This window comes from Flavobacteriaceae bacterium, assembly GCA_014075215.1.
Lineage (GTDB): Bacteria > Bacteroidota > Bacteroidia > Flavobacteriales > Flavobacteriaceae > Polaribacter.
In genome coordinates, this window is record CP046177.1 from 3,033,142 (window position 1) to 3,053,704 (window position 20,563).

Below are 20,563 nucleotides of genomic sequence, written 5' to 3' on the forward strand. Positions count from 1 at the left end.
AAACAAATCCAAAAGTTTTGTTTAAAAAGAACATATTGTTTAGTTTTGTATCCAAAGTGTAACAATAAAATTTTTTTCATGAAACTCGAAACTTCCAATACAGACCAATTAATCTACGAGAACGAGATATTACAATTAACAGTATTAGGCGGAATAAAATTAGAAGGACTGGACAGAATGCGGGTAACTCTAAAAGTACAGTTGCAAGAGAGCAGCCGACCACCGGTACGCCATAACCTGGATTTGTATAACGATACACAGTTAGAGAAATTTATCAGAAAATGTGCGGAGCGATTGGAAATAGGAACATCAATAATAGCAGCTTCTTTATCAAAACTCACAGAAGAATTAGAAAAATACAGACTTCAAGAAATCAAGAAAAGAACAGAAGATTTAAAAGTCAAAGTAAAACAGCTTACCAAATCGGAAATAGACAAAGCAGTCGAATTTTTATCTAACCCAAAGCTTTTAGAAAGCACCAATAAATTAATTGGACAATCTGGAGTAGTTGGCGAAGAAATAAATCGACAAGTAATGTATCTCATTTTCACACAACGTAAACAAGAACAACCATTACACGTAATAAGTTTAGGAAGTAGCGGAACAGGAAAAACACACTTGCAAGAAAAGGTTGGCGAACTCATACCAGAAGAAGACAGGCTCAGCCTGACCAGTTTATCAGAAAACTCGTTCTATTATTTTGGTAAACAAGAACTAAAACACAAGGTCATTTTAATCGAAGATTTAGATGGCGTAGAAAATGCCCTCTATCCCTTACGAGAATTACAAACCAAAAAGCGCATCGTAAAACTTGTTCCACTTAAAAGAGCAAACTCGCAAGAACCCAAAACAAAGTGTATGGTAGTGGAGGGTCCGGTATGTGTAGCAGGATGTACTACCAAAGAACATATTTACGAAGACAACGCAAACAGGAGCTTCCTGCTCTACTTGGATGAAAGCGAACAGCAAGACCAAAAAATAATGGATTACCAACGTCAACTATCTGCTGGAAAAATAGATATGTATAAACAAAAAGAAGTACAGGAGTTTTTACAGAACGTGCAACGAGTTTTAAAGCCAATTAGGGTAATCAATCCTTATGCAGAACAATTAGTATTACCAAAGACAGTATTTAAGCCAAGACGAACAAACAACCATTATTTACAGTTTATAGAAGCTATTACATTTTATTATCAATACCAAAGAGAGAAGCACTACAACAAAGAAACAGGCGAAGAATATATCGAAGTAAGTATTGAAGATATAGAAAATGCAAACACTTTATTGAAAGGTATTTTACTTCGTAAAAGTGATGAACTCACAGGAAATTGCAGAAACTATTTAGAGTTGTTAAAAGCGTATTTAAAAAGCAAAAAGAAGCAGCAGTTTACAGCATTGGAAATACGCAAACAATTACGTTTACCAAAAACAACACAATGGCGTTACCACAAACAATTGATGGATAGTTATTTGATTAAAAAAATAGCTGATAAAAAGACAAAAATCAATCATTTAGAAATAACCAACGAAAAGGAATACAAAGAGTTGGAAGCACAAATACAAACCGTTTTAGATGATTGCTTAAACAATATCAAACGTTCCATTGTTCCAAAGCGTTCCAAAACCAAAATGGAACAGTCAACCACAACAAAAAGAGCGAGTTAGGTCAATCGTTCCTATGTTCCTCGAAAAGGTATAAGTGCAATGAAAAAATTACTGTTAAAAAACGAAAGCTTCCAGTATATCGAGAAATCATTTAGGGAATGGTTGGATATTTTAGGTTATGCAGAAAGTACCGTTTATAACTTGCCAAATCATATACGAGAATTATTTTACTACCTCGAACAGAACAAGATTAATAGTATTAACAAATTAGATAATAAATTAATCAAAGAACATTACAACAATCTAAAATTACGAAGTAATGACAGAAAAGGTGGAGCATTAAGTAATGGCAGTTTAAACAAACATTTACAAGCATTGTATAAATTTACAGAGTATTTACGCCAAACAGGAAGAATACTATTACCAACTCTAAATATTGATTGGGAAAATGATGATACCAAACAGATTGAAACTTTAACGACAGAAGAAATACAACAACTCTATAAAGCTACACAGTTTTATCCTAAAAATATAAAACACACAAGACCAGAATGGTATTTTGAAGCAATAGCCTTACGAGATTGCGCAATGTTAACTATTTTTTATGGTTGTGGATTACGCAGAAATGAAGGCTATCATTTAACAGTAGATGATATTAATTTTGATAAACAAATCTTGCACGTTAGAAAAGGAAAAGCCAATAAAGAACGATTAGTACCATTTAATAAAACGAATTTAAAATACTTAGAAGACTATGTCTTTGATGGCAGAATTAATTTAATAAAAGACAAACGAGAACCTGCTTTTTTTATTAATGAAAGAGGAAGTAGATTAACAGCACAAAGTATGTCTATACGGTTAAAATTATTGCAACAAAGAACAGACGATTTACAATTACAACAAAAGAATGTACGCTTGCACGTTTTACGTCATAGTATTGCTACACATTTACTCTCCAATGGAATGCCATTAGAAAATATCAGTAGGTTTTTAGGACATAATTCTTTAGAATCTACACAAGTGTATACACATTTAGTCGAGAGCCTCGACACGCAATAAATCAAATCATTACGAAAAAATGGTAATTAAACTCGGAAAAACCAAAGATAGCAGAACACGTAAAAAGAAAGTTACAGAAGATGCAGAACTGGAATTATTACAACGATTACAAAACGAAAAAGACCAACCCAAATTTATAAAATATTTACTTCAAAAAGGGTATAGTATTAAAAGTAGCGAACGTTATTTAAAAGATATTGAACGTTATAAAAAATGGTTAGAAAAAGAGAACATTACAGAACAAGCAGTAAGTTATAACGACATTACACATTATATACAAAGCAAAAAAACAAAGGCCTGTGGTGAGCAAGGTCGAACCATAAAACAAATTACAATACAAACTATTTTAGCAAGTTTAAAGCAATATTACAACTACTTGGTTGAATTAGGTTTTGTAAAAGAAAATCCAACATTAAACGTTCAAATAAAAGGAATAAAAAGAAAAATACTTCACAACATTTTAAGCAAACCAGCACTTGAAAAAATCTACTTTGATTATAAGAATTTAGAAACCTGTACTGAGCGTAGCCGAAGTAGTGAAAGTCTATCAAAAAAGCGAAATGAAATTATAGTAAGCTTACTTATTTATCAAGGATTAAATACAAACGATTTACAAAATTTAATTGTTAAAGATGTAAACTTACGAGAAGGCAACATCTTTGTAAAAGGCAGTCGCAGAAGTAACGAAAGAACCTTAAAACTGGAAGCGCATCAAATCTTGGATTTTATGGAATACACCTTGCAGGTGAGGCAAGCAATACTATCGGAAACCAAAAAGCAAACTGATTTATTTTTTGTTACCAGGGGAAGTAGTTTAAAGTTACAGAATGTAATGCAAAAACTAATGCAAGAATTACGCCTTCAAAACAAGCAAGTTGAAAGTGTAAAACAAATACGAGCTTCAGTAATTACTGGTTGGTTAAAAGTTTACAATTTACGAGAAGTACAATATTTTGCAGGACATCGTTACGTTAGTTCAACTGAAGGTTATTTAATAAATGATTTAGAAGATTTACAGGAAGATATTAATAAGTATCATCCAATCGAATAAATATTTAAGATTTCAATTTGTGACCTTAAAGATTAAACGGTAGATTTACAAACCAAATTAATTAAAAAAATGAGGGATAAAATTACTATTCCAGACGAAGTAATCATCAATAAAATATATGTCATCAGAGGTCAAAAAGTAATGTTAGATAGAGATTTAGCAGAGCTTTACGGAGTAGAAACAAAGCAGTTAAAAAGACAAGTAAGGAGAAATATAGAGCGTTTTCCTTTAAGTTTTATGTTTGAATTAACTAAAGAAGAAAACCAAGAGTTAAGGAGCCAAATAGGCACCTTAAAACAAGGAGCTCATTTTAAATACCCACCTTTTGTATTTACAGAACACGGAATTTTAATGTTATCAAGCGTTTTAAATAGTGAATTAGCTGTAAAAATGAGTGTGCAAATTATAGAAACCTTTGTTGAACTGCGAAAACTGGCTAACAATTATGAAGAAATAATGAGCAAAATACAACAAATGGAATCTTCATATAACGAACAGTTTAGTGAGATTTATCAAGTATTGCAACGTTTATTATCCAAGCCAGAAGAAAAACCACGAACTAAAATTGGTTATAAAAAATAAAAAGGAAAATATCTGCGCAAACAAAATCTAGTTGCTTCATTCTTCAGCACCCTCTATCTTTTGTTTGCTTCCTTGCAGCCGCCAAAGTAATTTTTAGGTCATATTTTTTGAGCCACCGCCAAAACCAGCACATTGTTTTTTTATATTTTAAAGAGGAACATTTTTATAAATAAATTTCCAATAAAATTGATAAATGTATTTACAAAAACGGCGTTTACGTTTTAAAATATAAAAAACCAAAAAGCTGTGCCATCGGCTAAAAGTCAAAAAATCCGCCATAAAAATTACCCCAAGCTAAGTTACATAATTGGCATTATAATACAAAAAACTTCTTCAAAGGTACGCTAACGCTGCTTTTTTATTTTTTCGTAGTTATAATGTAAATTATGTAAAATAGCCAACATCGCCCACGCTTTTTGCAGCCACTTCTGCCAATGCCTACGCTACTTCCAACGCTCACGCACTACGAATGCTATTTAATTTTTTGCTATCGCAAACTGTGTGAAAAACAAGTCATTTTATTTTTGGTGGGAAATCCACGCATCAGCCACCTCTTTTTCCACCAAAAATAAAACGTTTTAAAACTTGCCGATTTAGAGGATGTTGGAGCGAGGAAAATCGACAAGTTTTAAAATGAAACAACTGAAAGGCGTTAGTCTTCGTCCGAGTAAGCAAAAGCGATGGAAGAAATGAGAAAGGGAGTATTTAACATAAAACTGGTTATAACTTACAGTTTGGGCGAAGTAAGGATTTAAGCGACTGTATTATAACCCGTTTTATGTTACAATATCGAGGGAAAGGAAGCGGAGAAAATACAGAGATTTTTGAGGAACGATAAAACTGGATTTTTGGAGCGTGGAATCAATCAAAAGTTTATATATTGTGTGTTCAAATGGGATGCCAACAACTAACATATAAAAAATCAAATTTTTTAAAAGTAGTTCATAGTAAAAATGACAAAACTGCTTCTAAAAATGTGTTAAGTTCGTATAGATATAACTATCAAGGTCAGGAGCTTGACCAAGAGACTGGAAAAGTTGCATTCCAGTTGAGATTATACGACCCAAGAATAAATAGATGGATGGCGCCAGACCCAGCACAACAATATCCATCGCCATATATGAGTATGGGAAATAATTGGGTAAATCAAATTGACCCTGATGGAGCGAAAGCAGATGATTGGTATGTAAATAAAGAAACAGGAGAATTGGAGTGGCACGCAGGCAGTGCAAATATTGAAGGGCTTACTTGGGTAGGTACAGACACAGCTTCTAGTGAGTATTTGAGTAGTATGTCTACTCTTTTTGGTGGTTCTGGTGAAGTTCCTTTTAGTGGTGGTTTATATTGGCAAGGAGTGAAAGATTATGGTTCTGCTCGTTGGGAACAAATAAAGAAAGGACAGTTATTTGGACAGGCTATGATATCTGCTGTTCCAGGAAAAGGGCTTTTAGTTAATAGCGAACAAGTAGCAAGTAATGTACAAACAGCAGCTTGGTTGTATGAGACGGACTTTGGTAATGCGGAATATGCATACTATGGAGGACGGTTTACAGGAGGTTTAGCAGAAACAGCTACACTAGCTTTAGTAACAAAGAAAGCAGGGAATCTTTTTGGAAGTTCTAGGTTTTTAAGAGATGTAGGACATAAATCATTATTTACATTTGGAGGAAGCCCAACAAAAAGATATTTATCTGGTTTTCAAATAGGTGGATTTAGATTCCAAGCACATAAACATTGGCTACCTTTAAAGGGAGTATCACCAGGAACAAAAGTTCCTCACATAAACTTCAGTTTTGGTAGCGGAAGTAATTATCACATTTTATTAGGAGGTTTTAGAAATAATGGTTCAAGATTTTTCAAAGGAGGTTTTTAATAGTAAAGAAAAAATTGATGTTTTTTTAGATGGATTAGCGACATACAACTTAAATGAAGATGTCGCAAATGCTCTACGTCTTTTAAAGAAAATCGATTTTAAAAATCATTCTGTTTTATTAGAAAATTTAATAGAAGAATTTCAAGTGATTGTTGTATCTAAATCTAATCCTGATGAAACTATCACAGCGGTTTTTAGAAGAGAAGGACATCATAAATTTTATATAAGCGGCTGTAAGTTTTGTTCCAATGATTTTAGAGAAAGTAATCTTTTAGAATTATTTGAAGTAATTTTAAAAGGTAATTATAGAGATAAAATATTATTAAAGTCAGGAGAAATACTTGAAAAAGAAGTTTCGTTATTAAATATTACAAGAAGAATTAAAACAGGATGGTTTAATTTTTTTAGAAATCCTGATAAAACAATTAATAAAACAGGTATGGATGTATTAACGGAAGAAGAGCTTTAGGCTCTTCTTTCCTTTTAAATACTTCCCAATTTAATTTTAGTAATCATAGCATCAAGCGCAAATAAAATATGTTCTTGTTCTTGTTTAGAGAAACTTGCAATATCATTAAGACGTTTAAGCATAGAAGAATCTTTAAGCACGTTTAAATTATCCGTTTCCCCAAGTAAATACCCAACATTAGTATCAAGAGCTTCTGCTAATTTTTTGACTACATCAATAGTTGGCTTCACTTCGTTACGCTCATATTTACCAATAATAGAATGATTGGTATTTAGCAATTTAGCTAAAGCCGATTGCGAAAGGTTTTTAGCTTCTCTACATTCTCGTAATTTTTTTCCAAAACTCTGCATATATAAAGTCAAATATGGTATTAAAAAGTAGTTAAATAACTGTATTTACAAATATACCGTTCATAATTGATATAAAAAAGCAATAAATATTTTGTTTAATTAGTCATAAGTTGTAATTTTGGGTAATAAATGAACAGTAAAATATTTTTATGAAACTAAATTCTAATAATCCAGACCAATTAATTTATGAGAATGAAATACTACAACTTACAGTTTTAGGAGGAATAAAATTAGAAGGATTAGACAGAATGAGAAGTACTTTAAAAGTACAGTTACAAGAAAGTAGTAGACCACCAGTAAGGCATAATCTTGATTTATACAACGATACACAATTAGAGAAATTTATAAGAAAAGTTGCAGAAAAGTTAGAAATAGGAACTTCAATAATATCAGCAAGTTTAAGCGAACTCACAGAAGAATTAGAAAAATACCGATTGCAAGAAATTAAGAATAGAACAGAAAATTTAAAACCTAAAGTAAAACAACTTACTAAAAAAGAATTAGAAGAATCTCAAACGTTTTTATCGAATCCAAATCTCTTAGAAAGCACTAATAAATTAATAGAACAATCTGGCGTAGTTGGCGAAGAAATAAACCGACAAGTAATGTATCTTATTTTTACACAACGCAAACAAGCACAACCTTTACACGTTATTAGTTTAGGAAGTAGCGGAACAGGAAAAACACATTTACAAGAAAAAGTAGGCGAACTCATTCCAGAGGAAGAACGAGTAAGCATTACTACATTATCAGAAAACGCTTTTTATTATTTTGGAAAACAAGAACTTAAAAACAAAGTAATATTAATAGAAGATTTAGACGGAGCAGAAAATGCGTTGTATCCATTACGAGAATTACAAACTAAAAAACGGATTGTAAAAACCATTGCCAGTAAAAACAGCAAAGGCGAAACCCAAACTAAATATTTAATTGTTGAAGGGCGGAGCGTTAAGAAAAGGTACAGTGTACCTTTTTAGCGAACGAGCCAGCCGGCGAAAGGTGGCGGTAGTCTTCATCCTGTTTTAAATCATAGCTACTATCATCAATCTTAGTTCCACCGTGCGCTCAGGCAGCAAGGAGCTTGGGACTATTTTACATAATTTACATTCTAACTACAGAGCGAATACCATTAAATCATAACTAATGATGAGCCTGTATTAGAATGTAAATTATGTATAAATAGGAGGATAAGGGAGTCCCCGAAGAACAGAGGCAGTTTGGTAAAACGGCTGGGCTTCGGGGGCCAGGAATTACTAACCAATAACTAATTAACCAATCATCAATCAAAAAAAATTTATATCTTAGCATCGGCTATGACAGCAAGCACCGGTACATATCAATATTTTTATCTCAGTAAGGGGATACCGGTTCAAAAAGAGCAAACTACCAAAAAAAATGTATCAGATTACTTTTCCTTTGGGATGCCAATGCCGAATAGACAAATTGTAAATGGAGAACCGTATAGATATGCGTATCAAGGACAAGAAAAAGACCCTGAAACTGGGAAGGAAGCGTTTCAATTAAGACTTTGGGATAGCAGAATTGGGCGGTGGTTGAATACTGATCCTGCTGGGCAACATGCATCTCCTTATTTAGGGATGAGTAATAACTCTATTGTTAGAGTTGATCCTGATGGAGGTTGGGATTGGGTTAAAGGTGAAGATGGTATTTATTGGGATCCAAATGCAACAAATCAGCAAACAACAAAAGCTGGAGAAACATATATAGGTGCATCACTAAGTGATGTAAAAAGTTATTTAAATGACAATTTAAAAGGTTTAGATTGGTTTAAGTTTAAAATAGGTATTACAAATGTTCTTTCTTATATAGATGCCAATTCTTATTATCAAGCAAAAGGACCCGGATTAGTTGATAATATATTTAAAGCAAAAAGAGATTTGAGCTTATCGCCTACAAAAAAGATAGAGAGAAAAACTGATATGTATACTTCTCAAGATTTGGATGATTACGAACCCAAATCCTTTGAAGTAATAGGAGGTTTTAATATGATAAATTCTGGAGGTAGTTTTAATTATACTATACAAATTGGAGGAGAAGTAATTTTCGCTGAAGCAGCTATATTTGGAGCTCAATATAATGCTGCAAATAAAACCTTTAATAAAATCTCTTATGGTCTTTCTGAACACAGAAGTGTACTTAACGGTGTAGATAAGGGAACTTTAATGCTTGGACACAGTAATTATAGTTCCAACATAATTAGAATACAATTTAAAACTTTAGAAGACATTCATTTAGTTAGAGATTTTTTAAATGGACGTAGTCTAATTAATATTTCACCTTCTTTAAAAAATTAGTAATGAAAAATAAATTTAAAATATTAATAGCATTTTTTTCATTATTAATTTTAATGATTTTATATAATTTACTTAATTATAAAGTGTTTATTGATGACTTACTTTTTGATAAAAATTTATTAGACGAGCAATATTCAAATTATTCATTAGATTATTTTGATTCTCAACCAAAAGAGAATAATGATATTAAGAATCTGATAAAATGGTCTAAGCGAACTTCAAATTTTAAAAGCTTTAAAATATTAAATTTAAACAATGTTTTAGTTAACTATGATTCAACCATTAAAAAATCAAAAGTTTTTTATTCAAATGGAGGCAAAAAAAATATCCTACTTTCTGAATTTACTTTTTTTGAATATCTTTTTAATAAAAAAAACAGTAATATTTTATTAAGTAATTTTGCTAAACCTATTTTTAATTGTGCTAAATTATCAAGTAAAGAAAAAATTTCTAATGAAGTAATATTATCTCAATTTGAATTATTTAAAGAAGAAATATCACTTCTTGGAAATAAAAATAGCGCTAGCATTTTTTACAAGCAATTAAATGAATTTGAAAAGATATTTAATGATGAAATACCTAAACCTAGAAAGCTAAGTGTTTTATGGTTTATTTATAAAGAAGGTAAAGTCAAAATAGTTTGTGCTGATAACTTTTCGATTAAAAAGACAAAGTTATTATTAATAAATCTAGAGAAATATTTTGACAAAATAGATACTGAGTATTTTGATTACTCTTTATTTGCGCTAAGATTATTTTCACACCAAGCGCGCTAGCTTAGTTTGTAATAGTGATGCTATCAAGTAGTAAAAAAGAAATTACAACCATAAAAAAAATTATGAAAAAACTCATCATTTTAGCAATAGCTATTTTAACATTGAGCAGTTACACGGAAGAAAACTGTACCAAAACCATAGATACCTTTAACGGTACACAAGAGATAGAAGTTCCTTGTGAGTTTGCAGATTAAGCGTAAAAAAACTATTGGGGTTATTTAGAAGAAAACCATCGTCTGTTGTTTTAGGGCGGTGGTTTTTGAAATTCCGTGTTTAAAGTTCCAAGTTCCGGTTACTTTAGCAACGCCTTTATAAGTACCAGGGCAGCTTTTTGTTTGTCCGTATTGAGTGTTTTTACCTTTTTAGCCAGTAGTTCAAACTCACTCACTCCTTGGGGGTCATTTCCTTTAAACACATCCAGAGAACACGTCAGAGCATTGGAGAGCTTAATGGCCATCTCCAGATTGGGCGTTACCTTTCCTATCTCATATCGTGAAATTTGCGTTACTTTTACCCCTGTCATATCCGCTAATTGCTGTTGAGATAAACCTCTTTGCTTACGAATCCGCTTTAAAATAGTGGCAAAATGCGTGTCTTTTGCTGTCATAAACCCAAGAATATATCAGCAAAGATACAGGTTTTCACTATATAAACAAAAATGTATAATTTGTTTTGTAATCATTTTCATGATAAATAACAAAAATGTATTCTTATGAAACTTCAAACCGATAGCACAGACCAGCTAATTTACGAGAATGATATCATACAATTAACGGTTTTAGGGGGTATAAAGTTAGAAGGTCTGGACAGAATGCGCTGTACGCTCAAAGTAGCTTTGAGAGAGAGTAGTCGTCCTGGGGTACGCCACAATCTGGATTTATACAACGATACCCAGTTGGAAAAGTTTATCAGAAAATGTGCCCAAAAACTGGAAACCGGTACAAGTCTACTGGCAGCTTCATTTGCAACCCTTACAGAGGAGCTGGAAAAGTACCGTTTACAAGAGATCAAAAGCAAAGAAGAACATCTAAAGCCAAAATTTAAGAAACTCACTGAAAAAGAAATCGAACAAGCGGAAACCTTTTTAAGGTCTAAAGACCTATTAACCAAAACAAACGAACTCATTGGAAAAAGTGGAGTAATTGGCGAAGAAAAGGGCCGATTGTTAATGTACATCATCTTTACCAGTAGGAAACGAGAACAACCGTTACACGTTGTAAGTCTTGGAAGCTCTGGTACAGGAAAGACACATTTACAAGAAAAAGTAGGGGAACTGATTCCCGAAGAAGAACGAGTGAGTATAACGACATTATCGGAAAATGCTTTATATCCATTACGAGAATTACAGACCAAAAAGCGTATTGTAAAGACCATAGCGGGTAAAAACAGCAAAGGCGAAACGCAAACCAAATATTTAGTGGTAGAAGGTCCTGTTTGTGTGGCAGGATGTACTACCAAAGAGCAGATTTATGAAGACAATGCTAACCGTAGCTTTTTGCTCTACCTGGATGAAAGCCTGGAACAAGACGAGAAAATCATGCAGTATCAACGCCAATTATCAGCAGGCGAAATCAACACTTACGAGCAAAAAGAGATACAGGAATTTTTACAGAACACCCAGAGAGTACTAAAACCTGTAACCATTAGAAATCCATACGCCAACAAACTGAATTTACCACAATCCGTATTTAAACCCAGAAGAACCAACAATCACTATTTACAATTTATTGAAGCGATTACCTTTTATTATCAGTATCAAAGAAAACAGCAGGTGGACAAAGACACAGGGGAAATCTATATCGAAACTACATTAGAAGATATAGCCAATGCCAATGAACTCTTAAAAGAAGTGTTACTTAGAAAAAGCGATGAACTGACCGGAAGTTGTAGAAATTATCTTGAAAATCTTAAAAGTTATCTCAAAAGCAAAAAGAAAAAACAATTTACCAATCGGGAAATACGACAAGCATTACGTATCAACCCAAGCAACCAAAAACGCTATAATCTACAATTACAAATCGGTTATTACATCAAGAAAGTACAAGGTAAAAAAGCCACAGGTTATCATTACGAAATCGTCAGTACAACCGAATACAATCAACTACAAAAGCAGATAAACAGTGTATTGGATAAAACTTTAGAAGAATTAAAGAGGTTCAGTAGTTCAAAAGCGGTTCAAACCAAAAATGAACCACGTAAATCAAAGAAAGTCAGTTAATTAAACAAGTGGTTCGCAAAGTTCACGAAAATGGATAAGTGGACGTAAAAAAATCTCACTACTCCAACACCTAATACCCAATACCTAATACTTAATACCACTTATGAAAAAATTACCATTAAAAAACGAAAGCTTCCGGTACATCGAAAAGAGTTTTAGGGAATGGCTCGACATGCTCGGCTATGCAGAAAGTACGGTTTATAACTTGCCAAATCACATACGAGAACTGTTTTACTACTTGGAGCAGAATGGTATCAACAACATCAATCAACTCGATAACCAATTAATCAAAGACCATTACAGTAACTTAAAACAACGCAGTAACGAAAGAAAAGGTGGTGCATTAAGCAATGGCAGTCTAAACAAGCATTTACAAGCACTTTACAAGTTTACAGACTACTTACGCCAAAGCGGTAGAATGCTATTACCAGTTTTAAATATTGATTGGGAAAATGACGATACCAAATATATAGAAACCCTAACCACAGAGGAAATACAGCAACTTTACAAAGCCACACAACTTTATCCCAAGAACATCAAGCATACAAGACCCGAATGGCATTTTGAATCTATTGCATTACGAGATTGTGCAATGTTAACGGTGTTTTATGGTTGTGGACTACGAAGAAACGAAGGCTATCATTTACAAGTGGACGACATAAATTTTGATAAACAAATATTACACGTTAGAAAAGGAAAAGCCAATAAGGAACGGTTAGTGCCATTTAATAAAACCAACTCAAAATATCTGCAGGATTACGTGTATGATGGCAGAATAAATCTACTCAAAGACAAACGGGAAAGTGCTTTTTTTATTAATGAAAGAGGTAAACAACTATCCTCACAAAGTATGTCGTTACGTTTAAAATTGTTACAACAAAGAACAGACGATTTACAGCTACAGGAAAAGAATGTTAGATTACACGTTTTACGCCATAGCATCGCTACACATCTACTCTCAAACGGAATGCCATTGGAAAATATCAGCAGATTTTTAGGGCACAACTCTTTAGAATCAACCCAAGTATATACTCATTTAATCAATCAAGATAATGGCCATTAAATTAGGAAAAACCAAAGACAGCAGAACACGTAAAAAGAAGATTACAGAAGATGCAGAACTGGAATTATTACGACGATTACAAAACGAAAAAGACCAACCAGAATTTATAAAATACCTACTTCAAAAAGGTTACAGTATTAAAAGTGGCGAACGTTATCTAAAAGATATCGGACTGTTTAAAAAATGGTTGGATAAAGAAAACATCACAGAAGAAGCAGTAAGTTATAACGACATTACACATTACATACAAAGCAAAAAAGGAAAGGTCAAGCAAATCACGATACAGACGATTTTAGCCAGTTTAAAGCAATATTACAACTACTTACAGGAATTAGGTTTTGTTGCAGAAAATCCAACGTTGAACGTCCAAATCAAAGGTATAAAGCGGAAAGTACTACACAACATTTTAAGCAAACAGGAACTTGAAAAACTCTACTTCGATTATAAGAATTTACAGAGTGAAAGCCTATCAAAAAAGCGAAATGAAATTATAGTAAGTCTATTGGTTTATCAAGGCTTAAACACCAACGATTTACAAAACTTAACAATCAAAGATGTAAAGCTACGAGAAGGTAAAATCTTTGCAAAAGGCAATCGCAGAAGCAACGAAAGAACCCTAAAACTGGAAGCGCACCAAATCCTTGATTTAATGGAGTACCAACTCAAAACAAGAGCAACCATTTTACAACAAACCAAGAAGCAAACCGACTTATTTTTTGTAACCCAAGGAAGCAGTTTAAAATTACAGAATGTAATGCAAAAGCTGATGCAAGAATTACACAAACAAAACAAGCAAGTTGAAAGTGTAAAACAAATACGAGCTTCGGTAATTACTGGTTGGCTGAAAGTTTACAATCTTCGAGAAGTACAATACTTTGCAGGACATCGTTACGTTAGTTCAACTGAAAGTTATTTAATCAACGACTTGGAAGATTTAAAAGAAGATATTAATAAGTATCATCCAATCAATTAAAAATACTTAATTAAGTACTTTTTGTATATTTGTATTATGGAAACAGTAAATTATACAGACTTTCGTTCAAATCTAAAGCATTGGTTCGACAAAGTAATCAATGATGTAAGCGACATTATTATTAAGCGTAAAAGCGGTAAAGACCTCGTTTTAATATCATTGGATGAATACAACTCATTAAAGGAAACTACATACTTGTTAACAGGAAAGAATAGAGATATTTTATTAAACTCTATCAAAGAACTGGAGGCAGGAAATGGTATAGAAAAAGACTTAATCGAATAGATGAAATTAACTTGGTCTACATCTTCTTGGGAAGATTATTTGTATTGGCAAAAAGTCGATAAGAAAATAGTAAAACGAATTAACGAACTCATTAAAAGTTGTATGCGAACACCTTTTGAAGGCATCGGAAAACCCGAAGCTTTAAAAGGCGATTTACAAGGTTATTGGTCAAGGCGAATAACATCAGAACATCGATTGGTTTATAAATACGAAAAAGAACAAATCTTGATTGCAGCTTGTCGTTATCATTACGGAAAGTAAAATCCCCACAAAACAAAACCCAGTTTTTTCGTTCCTCAAAATCCTCTGTTTTTTGTTTTGTTCCGCTCTCCACCACAATGTAAGTTTTTATGCGCCAACGCTCATAACAGCACATTGCAAGAAAAATGCAAAGAGCTGTTGCCTAAAAAAATCTAATGGATAAAAACTTACCCAAAGCTATGTTACATAATAGTAGTTATGCCGCCTTAAGGTCGCCATAAAGCCATTATGTAAAATAGCCAGCTAGTTCAACGCTCACAGTGGAACTAAACCATAAACTAAAGGATTTATAATGGGTCAACGACAATTTATGGGGATTGATTATTTTAGATGCATAAAAAAAGACGATGCATTTAGAATTATTAGCATCTATCCTCCCTCAAGATTTATTACTTCATTTTGATATTGTATTTTTTGAAGAATTAGGAGATATTTCAGTTAAAAAGGATGCTTTTCACATTTATTTAGAAGAGAAGAATATTCTACCAGAGGGTTACTCAAAGGGTAATTATGAGTCCAAAGGTTTTATTAGCAGTAAACAGATTCAAGATTTTCCCATACGCGGTAAAGCAGTTTATCTACATATAAAAACAAGACGATGGCGAGATAAGAAGACTAAAAAGGGAGCGATTAAAAATGATTATTCATTCATTGCAGAAGGTTCTGGACTTGCTACATTTAGAGTGACAAAGAGTTAAGCTAATTTTATCTAAAATAACTTAACCATATGAAACGAAGAAAATACAGTAAAGAGTTTAAAATTAAAGCAGTAGAATTAAGCAATGTACGAGGTAACACAAAGCAGATTGCCATGGAATTGGGAATCAGTGCAGATCTTATTTACAGATGGCGTAGAGAATTAGAACAGCGTCCTGATTTAGCTTTTAGCGGTAATGGCGTCAAACAACTCACAGAAGATCAGAAAGAGTTAGAGCGATTACGTAAACAGCTCAAGGATGTTACCATGGAGCGGGATATCTTAAAAAATGCCGTGAGCATCTTCTCCAAGAGCGATCGGAAGTATTGAAATTTATCAAAGATTACAGTAGAGAATATCCGGTTGGGAAGATGTGTAAAATTTTTAAAATTAGTAGAAACAGTTATTACAGGAGTAAGAATTATGTTCCATCAGATAGAGATGGAAAAAATCGTATGCTACTCTCTGAGATTCACCGTATCTGTGAGCGAAGTAAATCTACTTATGGAAGTCCTAGAATTACAGAGGAACTCAAAGCTAAAGGGTTTAAAGTATCTAGGTCTAGGGTAGCACGATTGATGAAAAAACACGGGATTAAAGCAGTTCGTAAAAAGAAATTTGTTGTCACGACAGATTCTAAGCATCAATATCCAGTAGCTGATAATGTATTGGATAGAGATTTTAAAGCTACCGCTGCTGCACAGAAATGGGTTTCTGATATTACCTATTTAAAGACTGCACAAGGATGGCTGTACTTAACGGTAATTATTGACCTGTTTGATCGTAAAGTCATTGGTTGGTCTTTGAGCAATGGACTCAAAGCAAGACAAACTATCATTGCTGCATGGAGAATGGCTGTAAACAACAGAATGCCTTGTGAAGGTATGATTTTTCATTCTGATCGAGGTGTACAATACGCATCTCATGCGTTTGTTAATATCCTTAAAAGTTATCATGTAACACCCAGTATGAGTAGAAAAGGAAACTGTTGGGATAATGCAGTAGCTGAATCTTTTTTTAAAACAATCAAAACAGAACTAATGATAGACAATAAGTTTATATCCAACAAAAGTCTTCAAATTAAAGTCTTTGAATACATAGAAACTTGGTACAACAGATACAGAAGACATTCTGCTCTTGGTTACAAAAATATCATCGAATTTGAAAAATTATATCAAATCAAAAATGTAGCTTAACTTTTTGTACCATTTTTTGTTGCATATCCAGTTGCATTCGAAGAAGATGCTTCTAGAAAAAGAAAAGATAATGCTGCGCAAAACTTTTCTATTCTAAACAAAATTGCGCTTAATCTTCTTAAAAATGAAAAAGCATCTAAGGTTGGTGTCAAAAGCAGGAGATTAAAGGCTGGATGGGATAATCATTACCTCATTAAAGTGCTAAATCTTATGAAAGTTTAATGCGTTTGCCCTGGCAAAATAGTAAAAACATTTGCAAGATTGTTTTTCTAACCTTACATTTGCATTCGCAATTTTTATCGATACTTCGATATTAAATTCAGGAGAGGTGGCAGAGTGGTAATGCAGCAGATTGCTAATCTGTCGACGTTTTTCGTCGCCAGGGTTCGAGTCCCTGTCTCTCCGCCAGGAAATTGCATTCGGGGTGTAGCGTAGCCCGGTCATCGCGCCTGCTTTGGGAGCAGGAGGTCGCAGGTTCGAATCCTGCCACCCCGACATAAGGGTCGCGTAGCTCAGCTGGATAGAGCATCTGCCTTCTAAGCAGACGGTCATAGGTTCGAATCCTATCGCGATCACAAGCCCATAAAGCCTCAAAAGCCCTTAATTACTGAGGGTTTTATTTTTCTTTTTTTATTATCTTCGTATGCTAAAGTAAGTCAAAATAGGCGTTATTTTGGTGTCAAAAACGCGGCAAAAATGACAGGAGGAATAAGAGTTCATAATTATAACCCATAACTTTTTCATAGCAAATTTCCCGCTCTTTTCAGGTGAGAGTGGGTTTTCTTTTCTATATTGCTTCTAAAACATATCTTCTTGAAAAGAGTTATTGTCTCCGTAACAAATGATTTAATTACCGACCAACGAGTTGCTAAAACTTGCGATGTATTATTGTCCCTTAAATATGAAGTACTCTTGGTGGGGAGAAAGCTAAAAAATAGCCATCCGGTTTCCAGAGCTTATCAAACCAAGCGATTTTCATTGGTTTTTAACAGCTCGTTTTTATTTTATGCAGAGTACAATATCCGATTATTTTTCTTTTTACTAGGTAAGAAAAAACACCTCCTGTTTTCAAATGATCTTGACACGCTCCCTGCAAACTACCTCGTCAGTATTTTGCAAAAAAAGAAACTTGTTTATGATAGCCATGAATTATTTACCGAGATTCCGGAGCTGGTTAAAAAACCATTGATTAAAAAATGCTGGTTGGGAATTGAAAAGATATTATTTCCAAATCTGAAAAATGTAATGGTAGTAAGTGATGCCATTGCTGATTTTTACACTAAAAAATACGGTGTGTTGTGTAATGTTATTAGAAACCTTCCACAAGTTTTTACTATTGAACCCGGAGTTTTTCCTTTTGAAAAAAATGCAAAAAAAGTGATTCTATACCAAGGTGCGGTTAACATAGGTCGCGGACTAGAATTAATAATAGATACAATGCCATTACTGGAAAATTATTTATTGGTGATTATTGGTGATGGTGATATTTTCACTACTTTAAAAGAAGATACTGCCCACAGAGGTTTGGAAAATAAAATTTTCTTTTTAGGAAAGAAATCTCCTGAGGAGCTAAAAAAATTAACTCCCCTTGCCGACATTGGTATCAGCCTGGAAGAAGATATGGGCTTGAATTACAGGTATGCGCTACCAAATAAATTGTTTGATTATATACATGCTGAAATTCCTGTAGTTGTATCAAATTTACCGGAAATGAAAAAAATAGTAGCTCAATATAGTGTAGGTAAAATTTTAGAAGAAAGAAGCTCTGAAAAACTAGCAAGCCTACTTCTTTCCATAGATAAACCGAAATATACCAATGTTCTGAAAAAAGCAAAAGAGGAATTAAACTGGAATATGGAAAAGGAGAAATTAATTCTTATTTTTGAACATCTCTCATAAGAAATTACATATCGTCTCTTTTGATGTTCCATATCCTCCTGATTATGGAGGGGTAGTGGATGTTTTCTATAAAATAAAAACACTGGCTGAATTGGGTATAGATATCTATCTACATACTTTTGAATATGGAAGAAAACAACAAAAAATACTGAAGAAATATTGCAAAAAAGTGTTTTATTACAAACGGAATTCTTTTACAAGAAGCTTCTTATCTGCTGCTCCTTTCATTGTAAAAAGCAGAGCTAATGCCGAACTGGTTGCCAACCTCAATACGCATCATTTTCCAATTCTTTTTGAGGGCCTGCATACCACCTGTCCCGTATATGAAAACAAATTGACAACCCAACAAATCTTTGTAAGAGCACACAATATAGAACACCGATTTTACAGAGGATTGTCTGAGAGCGAATCCAATATTTTTAAAAAAAAATTCTTTAGGCGAGAATCAAAAAAATTAAAAAAATATCAAAACATTTTAAAAAATGTAAAAGGAGTATTTACCATCTCACCTTTTGAACAAGAATACTTTCATAAAAAAATAGGGAATCACTCTACGTATATTCCTGCGTTTCACGATGTCCAAAGAAAAAAGTACACCACAGAAAAAGGAGTACATATTTTATATCATGGGAATGTACTCGTTTCTGAAAATGTAAAAGCTGCTTTATTTTTAATCGATACTTATAAGAACTCCAAATTTAAATTGGTAATTGCGAGCAGTTATACAAATGAAAAACTGCTGCATGAAATCCGTAAGTTTCCAAATATTTCTTTTTCAAAAATTAATACGGAGAAAGATCTTTCCATATTGCTAGATAATGCACATGTCAATGCATTGCCTACATTCCAAAAAACAGGAATTAAGCTTAAATTACTAAACACATTGTACAGAGGTAAGTTTATAATTGCCAATACGTTTATGGTGGAAGATACCGGCTTGGAAGGTCTTTGTGAACTGGCGAATACCAAAGAAGAATTTCTGGCGAAAACCAAAAAATTATTTACTCTGAATTTTACGAGTGCTGTTATAGGCGAGCGAATGCAATTATTGGAAAAATGGAACCCCATAAATGGAGCTCGGAAAATAATTGATATTATTTTTGAACAGCCCTAAGAGACTTCAAAAAGTTTTCCTCCTTCACATTTAATTGTACGTTGCTTGAACTTAACAATTAATTGGTAATCGTGCGTTGCCATTAAAATACTTTTTCCGCTTTGATGAATACCATTTAGTAATTCCATTACTTCCAAAGAGGTTTTAGGGTCCAGGTTTCCGGTAGGCTCGTCTGCTAAAATTAGCTCAGGATCATTTAATAATGCTCTGGCAATAGCCACCCTCTGTTGTTCTCCTCCCGAGAGCTCAAAAGGTTTTTTAAAGTATTTGGTTTTCATACCTACATGGTCTAAAACCTCTTCAATCTTAAACTTTATATCCTCTTTATTTTTCCAGCCGGTGGCTTTTAAAACAAATGAAAGGTTGTCAAAAACAGTTCTGTCATTCAGCAATTTAAAATCCTGAAAAACAATTCCAATCTTTCTTCGCAAAAAAGGAATCTCTTTTTCCTTCAGTTTCTTTAAATCAAATCCAACGATTGAACCTATACCTCTTTGTAATGCCAAATCTCCATAAAGGGTTTTCATTAAGCTGCTTTTGCCGCTTCCTGTTTTTCCTATTAAATAAAAAAAATCCCCTTTTTTTATCGTTAAATTCACCTTGGACAAGACCAAACTATCTCTTTGATAAATATCTGCATTTTCTAAGTGTAAGATTGAATTCTCCATAAGATTATTTTACAAACCTACATAAATTTTGATCAAAAAAATAACCTAAATCTTCTTACCTTCCTCTATATTTGAATTATAAGGTATATTTTATCACTCATTTTTTTGA

The 20,563-nt window shown here is 33.1% G+C and carries 20 protein-coding genes, 3 tRNA genes and 2 pseudogenes; 22 read left to right on the plus strand and 3 right to left on the minus strand.

The genetic code is table 11. From position 1 onward, the window contains the following. The first annotated feature begins 78 nt into the window (after positions 1–78). The 6 genes from GKR88_15080 (at position 79) to GKR88_15105 (ending at position 6,639) form a co-directional block, all read left to right on the plus strand. Positions 79–1,665 (plus strand): hypothetical protein, encoded by a 1,587-nt coding sequence (locus GKR88_15080; GenBank protein QMU65479.1) that lies wholly within the window; start codon positions 79–81, stop codon positions 1,663–1,665. Positions 1,666–1,704: 39 nt separating this feature from the next. Further along, a complete protein-coding gene (locus tag GKR88_15085) occupies positions 1,705–2,664 on the plus strand; it encodes a tyrosine-type recombinase/integrase (protein ID QMU65480.1) in 960 nt (319 codons plus the stop codon). Between the two features lie 19 nt (positions 2,665–2,683). Next, positions 2,684–3,715, plus strand: coding sequence for a tyrosine-type recombinase/integrase (locus tag GKR88_15090; protein QMU65481.1), 1,032 nt, complete (start codon positions 2,684–2,686; stop codon positions 3,713–3,715). A gap of 87 nt (positions 3,716–3,802) precedes the next feature. Beyond that, positions 3,803–4,297, plus strand: a complete 495-nt coding sequence (locus GKR88_15095; GenBank protein ID QMU66742.1) for an ORF6N domain-containing protein — start codon at positions 3,803–3,805, stop codon at positions 4,295–4,297. Positions 4,298–5,177: 880 nt separating this feature from the next. After that, positions 5,178–6,170, plus strand: coding sequence for a hypothetical protein (locus GKR88_15100; GenBank protein QMU65482.1), 993 nt, complete (start codon positions 5,178–5,180; stop codon positions 6,168–6,170). Next, the gene (locus GKR88_15105; GenBank protein ID QMU65483.1) at positions 6,139–6,639 is read left to right on the plus strand and encodes a hypothetical protein; all 501 of its coding nucleotides are present in this window, start codon (positions 6,139–6,141) and stop codon (positions 6,637–6,639) included. The genes GKR88_15100 and GKR88_15105 overlap by 32 nt, the downstream gene beginning before the upstream one ends. Before the next feature lie 14 nt (positions 6,640–6,653). Here GKR88_15105 and GKR88_15110 read toward each other — a convergent pair whose 3' ends face one another. Next, complete coding sequence (locus tag GKR88_15110; GenBank protein ID QMU65484.1) at positions 6,654–6,989, minus strand: helix-turn-helix domain-containing protein; 336 nt, start codon at positions 6,987–6,989, stop codon at positions 6,654–6,656. Between the two features lie 149 nt (positions 6,990–7,138). Here GKR88_15110 and GKR88_15115 point away from each other — a divergent pair. The 3 genes and pseudogenes from GKR88_15115 to GKR88_15125 all read left to right on the plus strand — a co-directional run bounded on the left by GKR88_15115 (position 7,139) and on the right by GKR88_15125 (position 10,080). Next, positions 7,139–7,480: pseudogene (locus GKR88_15115) on the plus strand (hypothetical protein). 822 nt (positions 7,481–8,302) lie between these two features. Continuing rightward, entirely contained in the window at positions 8,303–9,304 is a 1,002-nt protein-coding gene (locus GKR88_15120; protein QMU65485.1) for a hypothetical protein, read from the plus strand. 2 nt (positions 9,305–9,306) lie between these two features. After that, entirely contained in the window at positions 9,307–10,080 is a 774-nt protein-coding gene (locus GKR88_15125; protein QMU65486.1) for a hypothetical protein, read from the plus strand. 292 nt (positions 10,081–10,372) lie between these two features. Here the strand turns inward: GKR88_15125 and GKR88_15130 are convergent, their stop codons facing one another. Beyond that, positions 10,373–10,687, minus strand: coding sequence for a helix-turn-helix domain-containing protein (locus GKR88_15130; GenBank protein QMU65487.1), 315 nt, complete (start codon positions 10,685–10,687; stop codon positions 10,373–10,375). A 105-nt stretch (positions 10,688–10,792) separates the two neighbouring features. On the opposite strand from GKR88_15130, the gene GKR88_15135 reads away from it, so the two are divergent. The 13 genes and pseudogenes from GKR88_15135 (at position 10,793) to GKR88_15195 (ending at position 19,786) form a co-directional block, all read left to right on the plus strand. After that, a complete protein-coding gene (locus tag GKR88_15135; GenBank protein QMU65488.1) occupies positions 10,793–12,298 on the plus strand; it encodes a hypothetical protein in 1,506 nt (501 codons plus the stop codon). A 103-nt stretch (positions 12,299–12,401) separates the two neighbouring features. Beyond that, positions 12,402–13,361 (plus strand): tyrosine-type recombinase/integrase, encoded by a 960-nt coding sequence (locus GKR88_15140; GenBank protein QMU65489.1) that lies wholly within the window; start codon positions 12,402–12,404, stop codon positions 13,359–13,361. Next, a complete protein-coding gene (locus GKR88_15145) occupies positions 13,351–14,334 on the plus strand; it encodes a tyrosine-type recombinase/integrase (protein QMU65490.1) in 984 nt (327 codons plus the stop codon). The genes GKR88_15140 and GKR88_15145 overlap by 11 nt, the downstream gene beginning before the upstream one ends. Positions 14,335–14,370: 36 nt before the next feature. Continuing rightward, a complete protein-coding gene (locus GKR88_15150) occupies positions 14,371–14,619 on the plus strand; it encodes a type II toxin-antitoxin system prevent-host-death family antitoxin (GenBank protein QMU65491.1) in 249 nt (82 codons plus the stop codon). Next, positions 14,620–14,880: a Txe/YoeB family addiction module toxin gene (locus GKR88_15155; protein QMU65492.1), complete on the plus strand. Its 261-nt coding sequence runs from the start codon at positions 14,620–14,622 to the stop codon at positions 14,878–14,880. It abuts the gene before it with no gap. A 347-nt stretch (positions 14,881–15,227) separates the two neighbouring features. Further along, positions 15,228–15,578, plus strand: coding sequence for a hypothetical protein (locus tag GKR88_15160; GenBank protein ID QMU65493.1), 351 nt, complete (start codon positions 15,228–15,230; stop codon positions 15,576–15,578). Between the two features lie 29 nt (positions 15,579–15,607). Next, a protein-coding gene (locus tag GKR88_15165; protein ID QMU65494.1) for an IS3 family transposase occupies positions 15,608–16,773 on the plus strand; the annotation gives its coding sequence in 2 pieces (ribosomal slippage) (positions 15,608–15,872 and positions 15,872–16,773; 1,167 coding nt in all). A gap of 30 nt (positions 16,774–16,803) precedes the next feature. Further along, a pseudogene (locus tag GKR88_15170) lies at positions 16,804–16,995 on the plus strand (ISAs1 family transposase). Between the two features lie 100 nt (positions 16,996–17,095). Beyond that, positions 17,096–17,181 (plus strand) — tRNA-Ser (locus GKR88_15175). A gap of 12 nt (positions 17,182–17,193) precedes the next feature. Further along, a tRNA-Pro gene (locus GKR88_15180) sits at positions 17,194–17,268 on the plus strand. A gap of 6 nt (positions 17,269–17,274) precedes the next feature. Then, positions 17,275–17,348, plus strand: a tRNA-Arg gene (locus GKR88_15185). Between the two features lie 238 nt (positions 17,349–17,586). Continuing rightward, positions 17,587–18,672, plus strand: coding sequence for a glycosyltransferase (locus tag GKR88_15190; GenBank protein ID QMU65495.1), 1,086 nt, complete (start codon positions 17,587–17,589; stop codon positions 18,670–18,672). Continuing rightward, positions 18,656–19,786, plus strand: coding sequence for a hypothetical protein (locus GKR88_15195; protein ID QMU65496.1), 1,131 nt, complete (start codon positions 18,656–18,658; stop codon positions 19,784–19,786). The genes GKR88_15190 and GKR88_15195 overlap by 17 nt, the downstream gene beginning before the upstream one ends. On the opposite strand, the gene GKR88_15200 is transcribed toward GKR88_15195, so the two are convergent. Further along, positions 19,783–20,454, minus strand: coding sequence for an ATP-binding cassette domain-containing protein (locus tag GKR88_15200; protein QMU65497.1), 672 nt, complete (start codon positions 20,452–20,454; stop codon positions 19,783–19,785). The genes GKR88_15195 and GKR88_15200 overlap by 4 nt on opposite strands. Positions 20,455–20,563: the final 109 nt, after the last annotated feature.